This is a genomic window from Burkholderia sp. MSMB1459WGS (genome assembly GCF_001534535.1).
Classification (GTDB): domain Bacteria; phylum Pseudomonadota; class Gammaproteobacteria; order Burkholderiales; family Burkholderiaceae; genus Burkholderia.
In genome coordinates this window covers 44,210-60,855 of the sequence record NZ_LPMU01000008.1, presented here as the reverse complement: position 1 = coordinate 60,855, position 16,646 = coordinate 44,210, and the positions used below count along the sequence as shown (strand labels likewise).

The following is a 16,646-nucleotide window of genomic DNA, read 5'->3' as shown; positions in this document are numbered from 1 at the left end:
CCATGGCCCAGATCACCTGCAAGGCTTTGTCGAAGCACTACGACGGTGGCCCCGCCGTGCTGCATCCGCTCGACCTCGAGATCGCCGACGGCGAATTCATCGTGCTGCTCGGCCCGTCCGGCTGCGGCAAGTCGACGATGTTGCGGATGATCGCGGGCCTCGAGGCGATCACCGGCGGCGAGCTCGCGATCGGCGACGCAGTCGTCAACGACCTGCCGCCGCGCGAGCGCAATGTCGCGATGGTGTTCCAGAACTACGCGCTGTATCCGCACATGACGGTGTACGACAACATCGCGTTCGGCCTGCGGCGCCTGAAGGTGCCGGCCGACGAGATCGACCGCCGCGTGCGCGAGGTCGCGCGCATCCTGAGCCTCGACGCGCTGCTCGAGCGCCGTCCGCGCGCGATGTCGGGCGGCCAGCAGCAGCGCGCGGCGATCGCGCGCGCGATGATCAAGACGCCCGACGTGTTCCTGTTCGACGAGCCGTTGTCGAATCTCGACGCGAAGCTGCGCACGCAGTTGCGCAGCGACATCAAGCGGCTGCACCGGCAGTTGAGGACGACCACGCTGTACGTCACGCACGACCAGCTCGAAGCGATGACGCTCGCCGACCGCGTCGTGCTGATGCGCGGCGGCCGCATCGAGCAGATCGGCACGCCGGCCGAGCTGTACGGCCAGCCGCACACCGTGTTCGCGGCCGGGTTCATCGGCACGCCCGCGATGAACTTCGCGGACGGCACGATCGCCCGCGTCGGCACGAACGTGCTGCTCGACTGCAACGGCACGCGCTGGCCGCTCGTGTCCTCACGCTTCGCGCGGCTGCAGGACGGCCAGCAGGTGAAGGCCGCGATTCGCCCGAACCACCTGCGGCTCGTCGCCGAAGGCGATCCGACCCCAGGCGCGCTCACGCTGACCGGCACGGTCGAACTCGTCGAATTGCTCGGCGCCGAGGCGCTCGTCACGCTGGACTGGCGCGGCCAGCCGTGTGCGACCCTCGTGCCGGCCCCGATGGCTCCGGCGCCGGGCGCCGTGGTAGCGTTGCGCTTCGACGAAGAAGCCCTGCATCTGTTCGACGCCGGCACCGAGCGCAACGTCGCGCTGCCGGAGGCGAACCCGATCGCGCACGCGGCGGCGCCGGCGGCCGCGACGCGCGCCACGCCGCCTGCCGCGACGGGCTGGTCGATGTCCCGTTCGTAGCACGCCGGCATGCCCCGACGGAGCATACGATGAACCCGGATCTCGAGATCGTTCCCACCCACCGCGACGAATCGTTCCGCGCGTGGGTCCACGACTATCCGCATTCGGTCGCGAAGTGGCACTTTCATCCCGAGTACGAGATTCACCTGATCCAGGCGTCGCGCGGCAAGGTATTCGTCGGCGACCACATCGGCGATTTCGGCCCCGGCAACCTGATCGTCACCGGGCCGAATCTGCCGCACAACTGGGTCAGCGAGCTCGCCGACGGCGAACGCGTGCCGTCGCGCGACGTCGTGCTGCAGTTCTCGCGCGATGCGATCGAGAAGATGGTCGGCGCGTTCAGCGAATTGCAGCCGGTGATCGACCTGATCGACGACGCGGCGCGCGGCGTGCAGTTTCCCGACCGCGTGGGCATCGAGGTCGCGCCGCTGATGCTCGAACTCGCGAACGCGCACGGCTGCCGCCGCGTCGAGATCCTGATGTCGCTGTTCGACCGGCTGTCGTCGTGCCGCGAGCGGCGCGTGCTCGCGGGGCCCGGCTACCGCAGCGACGCGCAGCACTACATGTCGTCGACCATCAACCAGGTGCTGTCGTACCTGCAGCAGAACCTGCCCGGCATGCTGCGCGAAACCGACGTCGCCGCGTTCGCCGGCATGAGCGTCAGCACTTTCACGCGGTTTTTCCGGCGTCACACCGGCTCGTCGTTCGTGCGCTACCTGAACCGGCTGCGCATCAACGAGGCCTGCGAGCTGCTGATGTTTTCCGACCTGACGGTGACCGACATCTGCTACCGGGTGGGCTTCAACAACCTGTCGAACTTCAACCGTCAGTTTCTCGCGATGAAGCAGGTGCCGCCGTCGAAGTTCCGCGCGCTGCACCGGCTCAACGAACCGCACGGCCGCGACGACGCGCCGCCCCCGCGACGCGCGCCGCCGCGCGCCCCAGACAGGACGCTTCATACGTGACATATCTCGGCATCGATCTCGGCACGTCCGAGGTCAAGGTTCTCCTCACCGATTCCCGATCGGTCCCCCTCGCGACCGGCTCGGCCACGCTGTCGATCAGCCGGCCGCATCCGCACTGGTCCGAACAAAGCCCGCAAGCGTGGTGGCACGCGATGCTCGACGCGATCGCGTCGGTGCGCGCCGCGCACCCGGCCGGCTTCGCCGCGCTGCGCGGCATCGCGCTGTCCGGCCAGATGCACGGCGCGACGCTGATCGACCGCGCGGACCAGGTGCTGCGCCCCGCGATCCTGTGGAACGACACGCGCGCCGGCACCGAATGCGTCGAGCTCGAGGCGCTGGTGCCGGAATCGCGCGCGATCACCGGCAACATGGCGATGCCCGGCTTCACCGCGCCGAAGCTGCTCTGGCTCGCGAAATACGAGCCGGCCGTGTTTCGCGCGGTGCACAAGGTGCTGCTGCCGAAGGACTACCTGATCTGGCGCCTGTCCGGCGAATTCGTGTCCGACCTGTCCGACGCGTCGGGCACGCTGTGGCTCGACTGTGCGCGCCGCGACTGGTCCGACCGGATGCTCGCCGCGACCGACCTGTCGCGCGAGCAGATGCCGCGCCTCGTCGAAGGCAACGCAGCCGCCGCGCAGTTGCGCGACGCCTTGCGGCGCGATTGGGGCATCGCCGGACCCGTGACGATCGCCGGCGGCGCCGGCGACAACGCGGCGTCCGCGATCGGCATGGGCGTCACGGGCGCCGGCAGCGGCTTCCTGTCGCTCGGCACGTCGGGCGTGCTGTTCGCCGGCAACGACCGCTTCGCGCCGAATCCGGACGCCGCCGTGCACGCGTTCTGTCACTGCGTCGACGGGCGCTGGCACCAGATGAGCGTGATCCTGTCGGCCGCCGCGAGCCTCGACTGGCTCGCGCGCGCGCAGGGCACGACCGCCGGCGCGCTGGCGGCGCGCGCCGAACGCGCCGATCCGGCTCGCGCGCCGCTGTTCCTGCCGTATCTCGGCGGCGAACGCACGCCGCACAACGACGCGCATGCGCGCGGCGTGTTCTTCGGGCTGTCGAACGAACACGATGCCGACGATCTCGCGTATGCGGTGATGGAAGGCGTCGCGTTCGCGATGGCCGACGGCTACGACGCGCTGCGCGCGGCCGGCACGGCGCTCGACGCGGTGTCGTTCATCGGCGGCGGCTCGAAGAGCGCGTTCTGGGCGCGGCTGTGCGCGAATGCGACCGGGCTCGCGATGCAGCGCCATGCGGACGGTGCGGTCGGTGCGGCGCTCGGCGCGGCGCGGCTTGCGCGTCTCGCGGCGACGGGCGACACGCTGGAGGAAGTCTGTGTCGCGCCGCCCGTCGCGGAGACGGTCGTGCCCGATGCCGCGTCGGCCGATCTGCTGACGGGGCGGCTCGCGCGCTATCGGCGGTTGTATCGCGCGCTGCGGGACGAGTTCAAGGACGCCGATTGAACGCTCGGGCGACGTACCGCTTCGCCGTTCGGAGCGTTTTATCGGTCAGGCGCGCTTGACCCGGCCCTTGGGATCGCCTTTATGCTGAGCGCAACGAATCGACGGCAAGGAGGTGACGGATGGGTACGGACACACCCCGTTTGAACGCATCGGCCGCCGCCGCGCGGCTCGGCGTCTCGATCAAGGCGCTGCGGCTGTACGAGCGGCAGGGCCTCGTCACGCCGGCACGCACGCCGGCCGGATACCGCACGTACGGCCCGGAAGACCTCGCGCGTGCCGCCGACATCGCGGCGCTGCGCAAGCTCGGCCTCGGGCTCGCGCAAGTGGCGAGCGTCCTCGACGGCGACGCGCGCCATCTCGATGCCGCGCTGGCTGCTCACGAAGCGGCGCTCGATCACGGGATTCGGGCGCTCGTGAGCAAGCTCGACGGCGTGCGCGCGATGCGCGCCGGCCTCACGCGCGGCCGAATGCCGGCCGATGGCGACCTGACGCGGCTGCTCGGCGAAACGGACGCGGGGGTCGCGTTCAGCCTGCCGTGGCCGTGGGGTGGCGAACGGTTCGAGTGTCGCGATATCCGGCCGTTGAACTACATCATCGGTTCGCTGGGGAGCGGCAAGACGCGGCTCGCGCTTCGGCTGGCCGATGCGTTGCCCGGCGCCGTGTTCGTCGGCCTCGATCGGCTGGACGACGATTGCGCCGCGGCATCCGACGCATTGCGCGCCGATCCGGAACTGAAGTCGCGCGTCGACCGCACGTCGGCAGTGCTCGCCGGCAACGGCGCGACGCCGTCGGCGGCGCTGACCGCACTGCTCGTCAGCCTCGAAGCGGAAAGCCCGCGCGTGCGGATCGTCGACATGATCGAACAAGGCCTCGACCGCGCCACGCAACTGGCATTGATCGCGCATCTGCGCGAATGCGCAGCCGCCGGCATGCGGCCGCTGTTCCTGCTGACCCGCTCGACGGCGATCCTGGATCTGTCAGCGGTCGGCCCCGACGAAACCATCCTGCTGTGCCCGGCCAATCACAGCCCGCCTGCGCGCGTGGCGCCTTACCCGGGCGCGCCGGGGTATGAAGCCGTGGCCACGTGCCTCGCGGCGCCGGAGGTGCGGGAGCGGATTGCGCGGCGGCCGGAAGCGCGCGCCGTCATGCTTCGTCCGGAGCAGGAAATGAATACTTCGCGACCCGCCTGTCGGAGAACGTGATGGCGCGCGACGAAAGGGTAGAAATCGAACTCGGCGATATCGAATCGACCGAACAGTTTCTACGTGCGCAATGCTTCAAACCGATTCATGGTCGCAGTAACCCGACATGGATTCGCATCCGGATCGACACCATCGGACGAGTTCGTTGCTTGCCGGCCGCTGTCGGGACACGTCGACAAGTCGTCTTGTCCGGATGGCCAAAATCGCGCGCAAACGGTCATTCGCGTTCAACATGAAGGACATCCGAAAGCGTTCGTTTCGGATATCGTCCACCTTTCCTGCCAGCACGCCACATGACCGCAAATGGAAACAGTACCGGCCCGGCCGATATCGGCCCCTGCGACGCGATGAGCCGATTTCGCGTCACCTACGACGGGCCCGCGCTCGAATCGTCCGAGATGGACGTGCGCGAACTCGCGCCCGCGCTGCTCGCCTTCGGCGATTTGCTCGATGCGTCGACGCGCGCGCTGTGCGGCGATCAGGTCCGGCCGCAGGTGAACGTGCGCGGCAGCTTCAAGACCGGCAGCTTCGGCATCGACTTCACGCTCGCGACCTCCTTGCTCGGCCGCATGCGCGACCTGCTGAGCGGCAACGAAGGCACGGCGCTCGCCAATGCGGTCACGATCCTGACCGCGCTCGGCATCGCCGCGCCAAGAGCGAGGAGCGGGCTTTTCGCGGTCCTCAAATGGCTGCGCGGGCGCGAGATCACCCGAGTGCGAATGCAGGACCACACCGCGGTGCTGCACGTCGACGGCGACGCCCTCGAAATCGACCTGCCCGTGCTCACGCTGCTGCGCGACGTCCGTGTTCGCCATGCAACCGCGCAAGTGCTTGCGCCGCTCGCGCGCGACGGCATCGAGATGTTCGCGGCCGGCACCGACACGGAGGTGTACGAGACGGTCACCCGCGACGAGATGGCATGGTTTCACGCGCCCGAGCCAACCGCTGCGCTCCTGCTCGACGAGCATCGCAAGATGGCGTTCTCGATCGTGTCGCTTGCGTTCAAGGACGACAACACATGGCGACTGTACGACGGCACGTCGACGATTCACGCGACGATCACGGATGCCGGCTTCCTGTCGCGCGTGAACAACAGCCAGATCAGTTTCAGCAAGGGGGACGTGCTCCTGTGCAATGTCCGTATGCAGCAGTGGCAAACTTCGGACGGGGCAAAAACCGAGTATGAGGTCACGGATGTCCTCGAACATCGCCCGGCCGGCCTGCAGATTCCGTTGCCGGGCCTGTGATCCACGTCGAAGCCTCGCGCGCGACGCAACCGCTCACCACTCATGAAACCGGCGATCCATCTGCGTACTGCCTCCCGGGAAGACCTCCCGTTCCTGCTGATGCTCCGTCGGCTCACGATGACCGAGCACCTGCAGCGCGTCGGCGCGCCGACCGACGATGAAGCGCACGACCGGCGCATCCGCGCGAACTTCGACGACGCGATGATCGTCTGCGAAGGCGCCGACGCCATCGGCCTGCTGAAGGTGACGCGCGCCGCCGGCGAATGGCACGTCCATCAGATCCAGATCCATCCCGCGCGCCAGCGGCAGGGAATCGGCGAAGCCGTCCTGCACGCGCTGCTGACCGACGCCACGCATGCGCGCGTGCCGGTATCGCTCAGCGTGCTGCACGGCAACCCGGCACGGCGGCTCTACGAGCGACTCGGCTTTCGCGTCGCATCGGAAACCGACACGAGCGCGAACATGATCTGGCGCGCGTGACGCCCCGTGCTTCGACGCCGTCGCATTATTGCGTGATCTTCGCGTCCTTCAGCAGATTGCCGATCATCTGCGCACTCGCCTTCTCGGCCGCGATCGCCTGCAACTGCTGCCGAAGCGTCGGCTTCACGGTTTCGAAACCTGGCACCTGCGTCGGCCGCTTCGCATCCAGCTTCACGATCGCCCGCACGCCATCGACCGGAATCGAATCCTTCGTCACCGCGCCGACCGTCAGTTTCTCGAGCGCCTGCGCGACCGGCAGCGGCAACCCAGCCGTCCTGCCTTCCGCTGCCGGCGTGTTGAAGCTCACCCACGGCAGCTCGCCGCCGGTATCCCGGCTCGGCGCCATGCTGTACTGGCGCGCCAGCCCGTCGAACGACTTGCCCGCTTTCAGCTCGCTCAGCACGGTCGCCGCCGCGACCGGATCCTTGACGACGATCACGCGCGGCTTGTATTCATTCTTGCCGAGCGCGGCGACGAGCTCGTCGTAGCGGGCCTTGACCTGCTCGTCGGTCACCGGTTCCGGCTTCACGTTGTCGCGCAGGTACAGTTGCACCTCGGCCGTCACCTTCGCCTGCTGCATCGCCGCCTTGACCTCGGGCTTGTCCGCGTAGTTCGCCTTCTCGGCCGCCTGCTGAACCAGCACGCGCGTGATCAACTGGTTCTTGATCGCCTGACGGATCTGCGGCGAATCGGGCTGCCCGGACGCGCGCAGCAGCGTATCGACGTCGGTCTGCGTGATCGGCGTGCCGTTGACGGTCGCGACGGTCGCCGCCGTCTGTGCATGAGCAGGGCCGCCCAGTGCGCCGGCCAGCGCGACGATCGTCAACAGGCGGTACGGTGTCGTTTTCATTTTCATCGGGTTGTCGCTTCGAGCATAAGAAACGCGGCAGGCAGCCGCCGCGCCCGTTCATCGGACACGCCCGCGCAGCATCCGCGGGTGCCGCCGTCATTGTGCACGGAACCGCATTGGTGCGTCGGGAGGTTGAGCCGGCCGACGCGGCGCGGCGCGCATCGCGCGCACCGTCGATTGCATGCGCATTGCGCAACAATCCCGCGAGAAAGTCGATCTGTTCGCGACTTCGCGCGTGTACGGCCGCCGCTCGACGCGGCCGCACGTTCAGCCCGTCACGGCGTCCACCGATACACGGTGATGCTGTTCCCCTTCACGTTGTTCTTCATCACCACGTACTCGCCGTTGGACCGACGGTATGCCCGGATGCTGTACATCGCATCGATCGCGCTGCTGGTGTCGACGGTCGCGGGGCTCGTGTTGACCAGCGTCGTATCGAGATTGCCGGTGGTCAGATTGAACGCGTCGACGTTCGGCCACAGCGGCCCGCTGTTGCTGAACCAGTAGCCGACGAACAGATGGTTGCCCGCCGCGTCGATCGACTTCGCGCCGCTGTGCGGCAGCGTGATCACCGGGTCCGGCTTCGTCGTATTGCCCGCGCGCCAGCCGTGATACACCTCGATGCGCGTGCCGATCGACGTCCAGTCGTTGCTGCCGAGCGCGCCCTGCGCGAGCACCATCGTGTCGCTGTCCGCGAGATAGACGATGCGCGTGAGCGGCTGGATGCTGGCCGGAATGCGGGTCGCGACGCCCGGCCCCCACGACGGCTTGCCGTTCGCGTCGAAGCCGGTCAGCGGGTAATGCGTGATCGAGCCGGTCTTGTCGAGGCCGGCCCATACGCCGCCCTGGCTGTCGAGGCTGAAGCCGCCCGTCACGCGCTGCGTCGTGTTGAACGCCGGGCCCGGAATCGAGCCGTCCGGAATCGCGACGTAACCGTTCGCCGCGTCGAAGTGATAGAAGTAGAAGATCGGTGGATTCTGGCCGGCCGCGACGAGGATCCGGTTCGCGCCGACCGACGTGAGCAACCCGAAGTGTTCGTCGCGCTGCGTATCGCTCATGTTGATGCGCGGGTCCGACGGATACGTGAACGGATCGACGGTGTTCGCGACGAACTTGCCGCCCGCGCTGCCGCTGTATACGTGCGTGCTGCCGTAGAACAGCGCGCCGTCCGTGACCGGGTCCGGCGCGGCGATGCCTTCGAAGTTCAGCGACTGCAGCGTCCAGCGCAGGTTGCCGCTGCTGCCGTACGCATGAATGTCGGTCGCGCCGTTGCGGCCGAGATCCCAGCTGCCGCCCCACGGGTTGTTGAGCACATAGAGGTTGCCGCCGCTGTCCTTGCCGATCCCGACGATGCGCGTGAAGCGTTGCGGGCCGACCTGCCCCTTGATGCCCGTCGTCGTGTCGAGATAGCCGCCGCGTACGCCGAACGTGCCGGCCAGCGCGGGCCGGCCCGAGATCGAATAACGCTTGATGTTCTGGTCGGGGCCTTCGTCGCCCACCAGCAGTTGCCCGGCCGCCGCATCGACATACAGCGCCGACGGGTGCGAGCCGGCCGGCATCCGGATCGTATTCAGCAGCGCGCCGGCCGGGCTGAAGCCGACGATCGAGCCCGCATTCTTCTGCGCGACCCACACGTTGCCTGCGCCGTCCACCGCGAGCGCACCCGGCGCCGACACGCCGATGTCCCGCTGCCACACGCCATCGGTGGTGAACACGCGCACGCGATTGCCGTAGAAGTCGCTCGCATAGAGCAGCGAGCCGGCCGTCGCGAGCCCGGTGACGACATCGATACGCGGCTGGTTGGTCGCCGCGCTGATCTGGATCACGCGGTCGCGATACTTCGTCGCGCGGTTGTAGCGCCCCACCGCGCCGCTGCCGTATGTCTTGCCGGGCTGCAGCGCAACGAACAGCGACGTCGCGTTGCCGGTGATCGCGCTGCCCTGGAATTCCGAATGCGCGCCGATCGAGCCGATGCTCTTGCCGTTCTGGTAGATCGCGACGCCGCCTTCATCCTCGTCCCACATCGACGCCGTGTAGATCACGCCTTCGGGCGCGACCCACATCGAACGTGCGACGTTGCCGACGTGGGCGGCGAGCGTGCCGTAGGTATTGGCGATCCAGTCGGTGGTATTGCCCGCGTATCCGGCCGGCGCGATCGTGGCAATCGCGGCGGCGAGCAGCGCGGCCTGAATCGGTTTTCGGGCGACCATGGCGGATGCTCTCCTGAATGGTGGCGTCATGCACATGAAGGGAGGGCCGGATGGCTTGAAAACCGGTCACACGTAAATACTTCCGCTGAATCATCCGGCCCGGTCGGTATTACATCGGGGCGCGCATTCGCTACTCGGCCACGCCGAGCATAACTTCATATAAATCGAAAAAAATTGCGGACCGCCCGAACAGGCGTGTGTCGCCGATGCAGTGAATGTTCACTTACCGGCACGATTCGAGATCGGGAAAATCCGGTTTTTGCCCGCAGGAATAACGCCGCCGAGTCGGGTGCGACGTATCGATACGGCAAAGGCGGATAGAGCGGGGGTTGATTCGGCGAATCGGGTAAATCGCCGGATGCGGTCGAGGGAATGACCGGCGGAGCGTGTCGCGCGCCGGCCGGAATCCATGTCGAATCCCGGCCGGCTCACATCAGTTACCAGGCGAGGACATCATGCGGACGTCGCCGTCTCCCGCACTTGCGCCTGCTCGAGCCCGGCGTCGCCATCCGAATCCGCGTCGTCGCGCGGCTCGCCAAGCTGCCCTTCCCACTTCGCGACCACCGCCGCCGCGATCGAATTGCCGACGGCGTTGGTGGCCGAGCGCCCCATGTCGAGGAACATGTCGACGCCCATGATCAGCAGCAATCCGGCTTCGGGCAGGTTGAACTGGTTGAGCGTCGCCGCGATCACGACCAGCGACGCGCGCGGCACGCCCGCCATCCCCTTCGACGTCACCATCAGCATCAGCAGCATCGTGATCTGCGTGCCGAGCGGCAGATGAATGCCGTACACCTGCGCGATGAACAGCACCGCGAACGTGCAGTACATCATCGAGCCGTCGAGGTTGAACGAATAGCCGATCGGCAGCACGAAGCTCGAGATCTTGCGGTTCACGCCGAAGCGGTCGAGCGCGTCCAGCAGCTTCGGATACGCGGCCTCCGAGCTGGCCGTCGCGAACGACAGCAGGAACGGCTCGCGGATCAGCCGCAGCAGCGTGAACGCACGCTTGCCGAGGAACGTCACGCCGGCCAGCGTCAGCACGGCCCACAGCAGCGCGAGCGCCAGATAGAAGCTCGCCATGAACTTCGCGAACGTGAGCAGGATGCCGAGCCCTTCGGTCGTGATCGTCGACGCCAGCGCCGCGAACACTGCGACCGGCGCGAACCCCATCACCGCACCCGTCACCTTCAGCATCACCTGCGCGAGATCGTCGATCACGGCGGTCAGGCGCTTGCCCGCTTCGCCGAGCGCGGACAGCGCGGTGCCGAAGAAGATCGAGAACACGACGATCTGCAGGATTTCGTTGTTCGCCATCGCTTCGGCGATCGACTTCGGCACCAGGTGCACCACGAAATCCTTCAGCGTGAACGCACCCGTCTTCAGGTTGAGCGCCGCATCGGACGGCGGCAGCGGCAGGCTCAGGTGGCTGCCCGGCTGCAGAAGCGTCGCGGTCAGCAGACCGAGCAGCAGCGACGTGAACGACGCGATGAAGAACCAGCCGAACGCCTTGACGCCCACGCGGCCCACCGCGCTGCCGTCGCCCATCTGCGCGATGCCGACGGTCAGCGTCGCGAATACCAGCGGCGCGATGATCATCTTGATCAGGCGCAGAAACACATCGGACAGCAACGACACGTAACCGGCGACCTCCTTCGCCATCTTCGGGTCGGGAAACGCGCTATGGCAGGCGTAACCCACGGCGATACCAAGAATCATCGCGACAACGATGTACTTGGTAATGTTGTGCTTCTTTTTCATTAGTGATCCAAATTACAAAGCATGTGTTGCCAACGGCTGGCCAATCATTCGCGTCCGGCTGCGAATCGAAACCCGTGTCGCCATGCGGGCGACCTGTCCGCTTCGGGCGGTCGCCAAGGCGAACAGGGGGGGCATTCTAACGCAAATGGTGCGCCGGCTTTCAAATCTGAAAGCGACATCGGTTGATTTGCGTCGTGATGTCGCCGCGAAAGGGCTTGTGTCGCGGTCCGGCCAGCTTTCCGCGCGGCCGGATGCCGGGAATTTCACGTTGCGGGGAAGGGCCGGTCGGGATCATCGTGCCGGTCGCGATCGCAAGAGATCGTCACGCACCAGGCGACACGATCCAGCGATCGCGACACATTCGCACAAAGATGCGCAGACCTCGACACTACGCCACGTAAACGATATGTAATATTTGGAAATGATTCGCGTTGCCGCCATGTCTTGACGTCGACACGCAATCTCGAGCCGGAGACGCGGCATCGCGTCCGCGTCATTGCTTCCGTTCCATCAGGTCGAGTCCTTCATTTCATCAGTAATCCTTTTAAATGAAGGGCGGAGAAAAAGCCGCATCGTGATGAACATTCTGTACACCAACTTCCACGGCGATTATGGCGGCGGCCAGGACACCTACGTTCGCGATCTCGCCGTCGCGATGAGCCGCCATCACCGCGTGACCGTGGCGTCGCCGCAAGGCAGCCGCCTGTCGAGACTGCTGAAGGAAAGCCCCGACGTGGGCATCTTCGACATGGAATTCAAGCCGCGCTGGAACCGGCTGTGCCGGGAGATCCTGCGGCTGCATCGATTGATCGTCGCGGAGCGCTTCGACGTGATCCACGTGAACGGGTCCGCCGATCACCGGCAGGTGATGCTGGCGCTGCTCGCGTGCAGGTATCGGCCCGCGGTCGTGCTGACCAAGCACAACACCTATCGCGCCGACAGCTTCGGCAACCAGTTGCGCGCGCGGCTGGCGACCGACCATACGATCGCGGTCAGCGACTACGTCGCGAGCATGCTCGCGCTGCGCTCGCCGTACGGCAACGTCACGGTCGTCAAGCACGGCGTACGCCGGCCGGCCGCCGAACGACTCGCGGCCGACGAGATCCGCCGCCGCAAGATCGCGCTGTTCGGCGCGGCCGGCGCGGATGCGATCGTGCTGGGCAGCAGCGCCGGCACCGCGCCCGAAAAAGGCTGGATGGACCTGATCGCCGCGCTCGGCCGCCTGCCCGAAACCGAACGCGAGCGGTTTCGCGTGCTGCTGGTCGGCGCGGAGCCGTCCGGCGAGCAGCGCGAGCAACTCGCGCGGCACGGCATGGCGTCGCGCACCGCGTTCACCGGACGGCTCGACGATGTGCGGGTGCCGTTCTCGATCATCGACGTGTCGTTCGTGCTGTCGTACCACGAGAGCCTGTCGTATGCGTGCCGCGAAGCGATGTCGCTCGGCTGTCCCGCGATCGTGACGCGCGTGGGCGGGCTACCCGAGAACGTCGAACCGGGCGTGGACGGCTGGGTCGTCCCGCCGCGCGAGCCCGCGGCGATCGAAGCGATCCTGCGCGCGATCGTGCAGGAACCCGGCTGCGTGCGTGCGATGGGGCGCAGCGCGCGGCTGAAAGGCAAGCGCGAATTCTCGTTCGACGCGTTCGTCGACGCGACGTTGTCCGTCTATCACAAATCGATTCGACACAACCCGTCCCGCTGGCTGACCGCCTTGAGATCGACGAAATGGCAATGAATATCTGGAAGAAGTACTGGGACCTGCGCACGCAGGAATGTCCGTGCGACGTGCACTTCGTCGAATGGCTGGAATCCGTGCGCCTCAAGGGCATCCGCATCTATCACTTCGGTACCGGCGGACACCACCATGTCGGCGTCGAATGCGCGCGGCCGCATCTGAACAACACCGTCTTCGGCGTGACGGCGTCGCCGAAGGAATACAAGTCGTATGTCGATCTCGTCACGAGGCAACCCGAGGTGAGCAAGACCTACCTCGCGTATTTCGGCGACATCTATACGAGCAATTCGAGCCTGCTGCCGACGTTCGACGCCGTCACGCTGTTTCATCTGTGCGAGTTCCGCGACGAAACGAACAGCCGCTACGGCGCGAAGACCGACGAAGCGGTGCTCGACCTGTTCGCACGTCATACCGCGCCCAATGGCCACTTGCTGTTCTACAAGGGCTCGTCGGCCTACCGGAAGGCCGAGCCGATCATCGCGCAGTGGGCCGCTCGCGCCGATTTCACCGAGGTCGGCGACTTCAAGACCCTGCGGATTTTCCGCAAGGCCGCGTAACCCCGCTTTCCTGCGATCCGCCCGATGCTTGCGCGCACCCCACGCTATCCGATCCTGATGTATCACCAGATCCGCCCGCTGCCGCCGCCGACCGACCGGCTGCGCAGCCTGAGCGTCGCGCCCGACGCATTCCGCCGCCAGATGACGCTGTTCAAGCGGCTCGGCTACCGCGGCCTGAGCGTGCGCGAACTGCAGCCGTACCTGCGCGGGGAGCGGCAGGGCAAGGTCTTCGGCATTTCGTTCGACGACGGCTTTCTCAACGTGCTGACGCATGCGATGCCCGTGCTGGACGCGCTCGGGTTCACCGCGACCTGCTATTTCGTCGCCGGCCGGTTCGGCGGCGCGAACGACTGGGACGCGGGTGCGCCGACCGCGCGCTCGCCGCTGATGACGTGCGCGGACATGCTCGCGTGGCGCGATCACGGCCACGAAATCGGCTCGCATACGCTCGATCACGTCGCGCTGTCGCATGTGTCTGCACCTGTCTCGGCGTTTCAGTTGACCGAATCGAAGCGGCAACTCGAAATGCTGAGCGGCCAATGCGTCGAATCGTTCTGTTATCCGTACGGCGATCTCGACGCACGCGTGCGCGATCAGGTCATCGCTGCCGGTTACGACAATGCGACGACGACCCGGCGCGGATGCGCAGGCGCGGCCGACGATCCGTTTCTGTTGCCGCGGATTCCGGTGGCGGGCGGGGTCGGGGCGGTGAGGCTGTGGTTCAAGTGTGTGAAGGGGCGGGTGGGCGCGCTCGGGTAGCATGCGCCGTTGCCGGTGTGCGGGCCCAACCATCGCCCGTCCACCGACACGCCGACACCCGTCCGTGCAGCGCCGACACATGGACGCGCCACCGCACGATCGAGCCGGCGATCGGAACACCGACGCCGCGGATGGCGCACGCGCATGCTGCGTCAGGTACGCCAGCGCATCATCGATCTTCAGATGCATGCGACGCATGAATCTACGACGTGCGACCCTCCCCCGGCCCGCCCTTGGCGGTCGTGGTGGCCGTAACGAAAAATGCGTTCATCCGACGAATCTGGTCGGCCTGTGGCCGGCTGTCGATCGGGCGTTCGAATCGCGATGGTTCGCGGGCGGGCGCGGATCCGACATCACGATCGCGCTTACACATGCGCCAGACGTTTCCGGACGCCGACGAACGCCGCGCCGGCCAGCACGATCGAGCCGCCGTAGAACAGCAACGCCGTGATATCCGTTCCCAGCCGGGAGAACACGAATCCGACAGCCAGCATGCCCAACCCGAGGCCGGTGCGTTCCGCGATGTACGACACGCCGATCACGCGATCCCGCGATGCCGACGGTGTCGATTGCAGCAGCGAGTAGTAGACGGTTTCCGTTGTGGCGTCGAACATGCCGGCCAGCCATGCAAAAGCCAGCATGCCGGATATCGCGCGCACCTCGAACACGCCGAGAAAGCATGCGAACGTCAAGATCAATAGAGCAATGAAATACGGCTCGAGCGGCCGACGACGTCGCTCGAGGCGTTCGAGCACGCGCGGCGTCGACGCGGCAGACATCAGCCGCCCGATGCCCCAAGCCGCCATCAGCCAGCCGTACAGCAACGCGGGATGCTGCTCATCGAACAATTGCGACCGGATCGGAAAGCCGACGTTGTGCGTACCGGAGCCGAACGCTTCGATGAAACGCGCACCGATCACCAGCATCGCGACCGCCGACAGCGCGCGCGCCGCCCGCGGCAATATCCCCTGGCCGGACGATGTCGAGTCGGCAGGCGGTTGCCGGCGCGGCATGCCGCCCACCAGCATCAGAAACGACCCGGCGGAAATCGCAAACGTGATCGAATCGATCAGGAATACGCTCTTGTAGCTCAGGTACTGCGTGACGACGGAGGCGATCAGGCTGCCGCCGACCACCGACACGCCGTCGGTCGCGCTCAGGATCGCGTTGAAGCGATGCCGCCCTTCCTGCCCGACCATGTCCGGCACCTCCGACATGATCGAAACGCGGTACATGCCCTGGAACAGGCCGATGAAGAACGGCGCGACGTAGATGAGCGCCGTATCCGCCGCACGTGACGAAACGGCCAGCACGCCGATCGCCAGTGCACTGCCGGCTTCCGCCGAGAAAATGACGGTGCGTCGCGAAAACCGGCCCAGCCTCGGCACTGCGGCACCTCCGGCGACCGCGCCGAGCAGCCGCGACGCCATCGTCAGTCCGAGCAGTGCGGCCGATCCCGTGACCTCGAGCGCGTACGTCGCCAGCACGATGCCGATCATCGTCGAACTGATGTCGGAGATCGTCTTGAACGACAGCCACGCGTAGAGCTGCGCCAGCGATGTCGAAGCGCGCTTTTCCGGGACCAGCTCGGATTCCATGACAAGGCGTCTCGCTGAGGTAAAGGAGATCAGCAGCGCGCCCGGAACGTGTGTCGGCCTGAAGGCGCTTGCCGAATGGCATGTGCATTTCGGCGTAAAGCATAGCGTCGTTCACGACTGCGGTGTGGGGAAATGTGTCGATGGTTGTGTCCACAACGCCATCCCTCTCAGACACCAGAAACCTTTACGCACCCGCGGCACGTATATTCCAAAACCCTGTCCCCGCAGAAGAAATCCGCGCGCCGCAGTGGTACGTTCGGATCGGGCATGCGAATGTAATGTGATTGCGGCGCACCGAAAGCACTTCGACCGCTCGCGGGGTGCGCCAACGGGTGCATTCACATTATTACTTCCGGATTACCAATTATTGCAAGATCCGATGTATGGAGACTTTTGCTGACAATGTCCGATACTGCCTGCAGTAAACGCCGGGCAAATTCCTTGAATCCCCGCCGACAGCGTAAATCTGCGAACCGGCACCCTTTGCTGAACGAACCGATGAGGCCCGCCCGGGGGAATAGCCTTCGGCGCCCTGCCGATACTGCTCCGCAACAATGCCCGCGCATCGTTCGTGCCAGGAATCCGCGCAGGACATGCTGCACGCGCCCGTTCGGATCGAAGCAGCG

The 16,646-nt window shown here is 66.4% G+C and carries 13 protein-coding genes; 9 read left to right on the top strand and 4 right to left on the bottom strand.

What is annotated here, in order from left to right; translation table 11 throughout:
• Positions 1–2: 2 nt before the first annotated feature.
• The 6 genes from WT97_RS03795 (at position 3) to WT97_RS03770 (ending at position 6,553) form a co-directional block, all read left to right on the top strand.
• A complete protein-coding gene (locus tag WT97_RS03795) occupies positions 3–1,196 on the top strand; it encodes an ABC transporter ATP-binding protein (protein ID WP_060352873.1) in 1,194 nt (397 codons plus the stop codon).
• 29 nt (positions 1,197–1,225) lie between these two features.
• Positions 1,226–2,161: an AraC family transcriptional regulator gene (locus WT97_RS03790; protein ID WP_034205746.1), complete on the top strand. Its 936-nt coding sequence runs from the start codon at positions 1,226–1,228 to the stop codon at positions 2,159–2,161.
• Complete coding sequence (gene xylB, locus WT97_RS03785) at positions 2,158–3,624, top strand: xylulokinase (RefSeq protein WP_060352872.1); 1,467 nt, start codon at positions 2,158–2,160, stop codon at positions 3,622–3,624. Before WT97_RS03790 ends, xylB begins: the two co-directional genes overlap by 4 nt.
• Positions 3,625–3,743: 119 nt before the next feature.
• On the top strand, positions 3,744–4,826 hold the full coding sequence (locus WT97_RS03780; protein WP_060352871.1) for a MerR family transcriptional regulator: 1,083 nt from the start codon (positions 3,744–3,746) through the stop codon (positions 4,824–4,826).
• 293 nt (positions 4,827–5,119) lie between these two features.
• Positions 5,120–6,073, top strand: a complete 954-nt coding sequence (locus WT97_RS03775) for a hypothetical protein (protein ID WP_060352870.1) — start codon at positions 5,120–5,122, stop codon at positions 6,071–6,073.
• 42 nt (positions 6,074–6,115) lie between these two features.
• Positions 6,116–6,553, top strand: a complete 438-nt coding sequence (locus WT97_RS03770; protein WP_059503595.1) for an N-acetyltransferase — start codon at positions 6,116–6,118, stop codon at positions 6,551–6,553.
• A 25-nt stretch (positions 6,554–6,578) separates the two neighbouring features.
• On the opposite strand, the gene WT97_RS03765 is transcribed toward WT97_RS03770, so the two are convergent.
• The 3 genes from WT97_RS03765 to WT97_RS03755 form a co-directional block, all read right to left on the bottom strand.
• Positions 6,579–7,409, bottom strand: a complete 831-nt coding sequence (locus WT97_RS03765; RefSeq protein ID WP_059793275.1) for a peptidyl-prolyl cis-trans isomerase — start codon at positions 7,407–7,409, stop codon at positions 6,579–6,581.
• 269 nt (positions 7,410–7,678) lie between these two features.
• A complete protein-coding gene (locus tag WT97_RS03760) occupies positions 7,679–9,613 on the bottom strand; it encodes an SMP-30/gluconolactonase/LRE family protein (protein ID WP_060352869.1) in 1,935 nt (644 codons plus the stop codon).
• Positions 9,614–10,066: 453 nt separating this feature from the next.
• Entirely contained in the window at positions 10,067–11,374 is a 1,308-nt protein-coding gene (locus WT97_RS03755; RefSeq protein ID WP_059503589.1) for a dicarboxylate/amino acid:cation symporter, read from the bottom strand.
• A gap of 577 nt (positions 11,375–11,951) precedes the next feature.
• Between WT97_RS03755 and WT97_RS03750 the strand changes: the two genes are divergently transcribed.
• The 3 genes from WT97_RS03750 to WT97_RS03740 are packed head-to-tail and all read left to right on the top strand — an operon-like array spanning position 11,952 to position 14,422.
• Entirely contained in the window at positions 11,952–13,106 is a 1,155-nt protein-coding gene (locus WT97_RS03750) for a glycosyltransferase (RefSeq protein WP_060352868.1), read from the top strand.
• On the top strand, positions 13,103–13,663 hold the full coding sequence (locus WT97_RS03745) for a hypothetical protein (RefSeq protein WP_059503585.1): 561 nt from the start codon (positions 13,103–13,105) through the stop codon (positions 13,661–13,663). Before WT97_RS03750 ends, WT97_RS03745 begins: the two co-directional genes overlap by 4 nt.
• 24 nt (positions 13,664–13,687) lie before the next feature.
• A complete protein-coding gene (locus WT97_RS03740; RefSeq protein WP_060352867.1) occupies positions 13,688–14,422 on the top strand; it encodes a polysaccharide deacetylase family protein in 735 nt (244 codons plus the stop codon).
• Between the two features lie 365 nt (positions 14,423–14,787).
• Here WT97_RS03740 and WT97_RS03735 read toward each other — a convergent pair whose 3' ends face one another.
• On the bottom strand, positions 14,788–16,020 hold the full coding sequence (locus WT97_RS03735) for an MFS transporter (RefSeq protein ID WP_060352866.1): 1,233 nt from the start codon (positions 16,018–16,020) through the stop codon (positions 14,788–14,790).
• Positions 16,021–16,646: the final 626 nt, after the last annotated feature.

Excerpts from the sequence above, each read along its gene's own strand:
- WT97_RS03795 (WP_060352873.1), top strand. The coding sequence starts at position 3 with ATGGCCCAGATCACCTGCAAGGCTTTGTCGAAGCACTACGACGGTGGC.
- WT97_RS03790 (WP_034205746.1), top strand. The coding sequence starts at position 1,226 with ATGAACCCGGATCTCGAGATCGTTCCCACCCACCGCGACGAATCGTTC.
- WT97_RS03780 (WP_060352871.1), top strand. The coding sequence starts at position 3,744 with ATGGGTACGGACACACCCCGTTTGAACGCATCGGCCGCCGCCGCGCGG.
- WT97_RS03775 (WP_060352870.1), top strand. The coding sequence starts at position 5,120 with ATGACCGCAAATGGAAACAGTACCGGCCCGGCCGATATCGGCCCCTGC.
- WT97_RS03770 (WP_059503595.1), top strand. The coding sequence starts at position 6,116 with ATGAAACCGGCGATCCATCTGCGTACTGCCTCCCGGGAAGACCTCCCG.
- WT97_RS03765 (WP_059793275.1), bottom strand. The coding sequence starts at position 7,409 with ATGAAAATGAAAACGACACCGTACCGCCTGTTGACGATCGTCGCGCTG.
- WT97_RS03760 (WP_060352869.1), bottom strand. The coding sequence starts at position 9,613 with ATGGTCGCCCGAAAACCGATTCAGGCCGCGCTGCTCGCCGCCGCGATT.
- WT97_RS03755 (WP_059503589.1), bottom strand. The coding sequence starts at position 11,374 with ATGAAAAAGAAGCACAACATTACCAAGTACATCGTTGTCGCGATGATT.
- WT97_RS03750 (WP_060352868.1), top strand. The coding sequence starts at position 11,952 with ATGAACATTCTGTACACCAACTTCCACGGCGATTATGGCGGCGGCCAG.
- WT97_RS03745 (WP_059503585.1), top strand. The coding sequence starts at position 13,103 with ATGAATATCTGGAAGAAGTACTGGGACCTGCGCACGCAGGAATGTCCG.
- WT97_RS03740 (WP_060352867.1), top strand. The coding sequence starts at position 13,688 with ATGCTTGCGCGCACCCCACGCTATCCGATCCTGATGTATCACCAGATC.
- WT97_RS03735 (WP_060352866.1), bottom strand. The coding sequence starts at position 16,020 with ATGGAATCCGAGCTGGTCCCGGAAAAGCGCGCTTCGACATCGCTGGCG.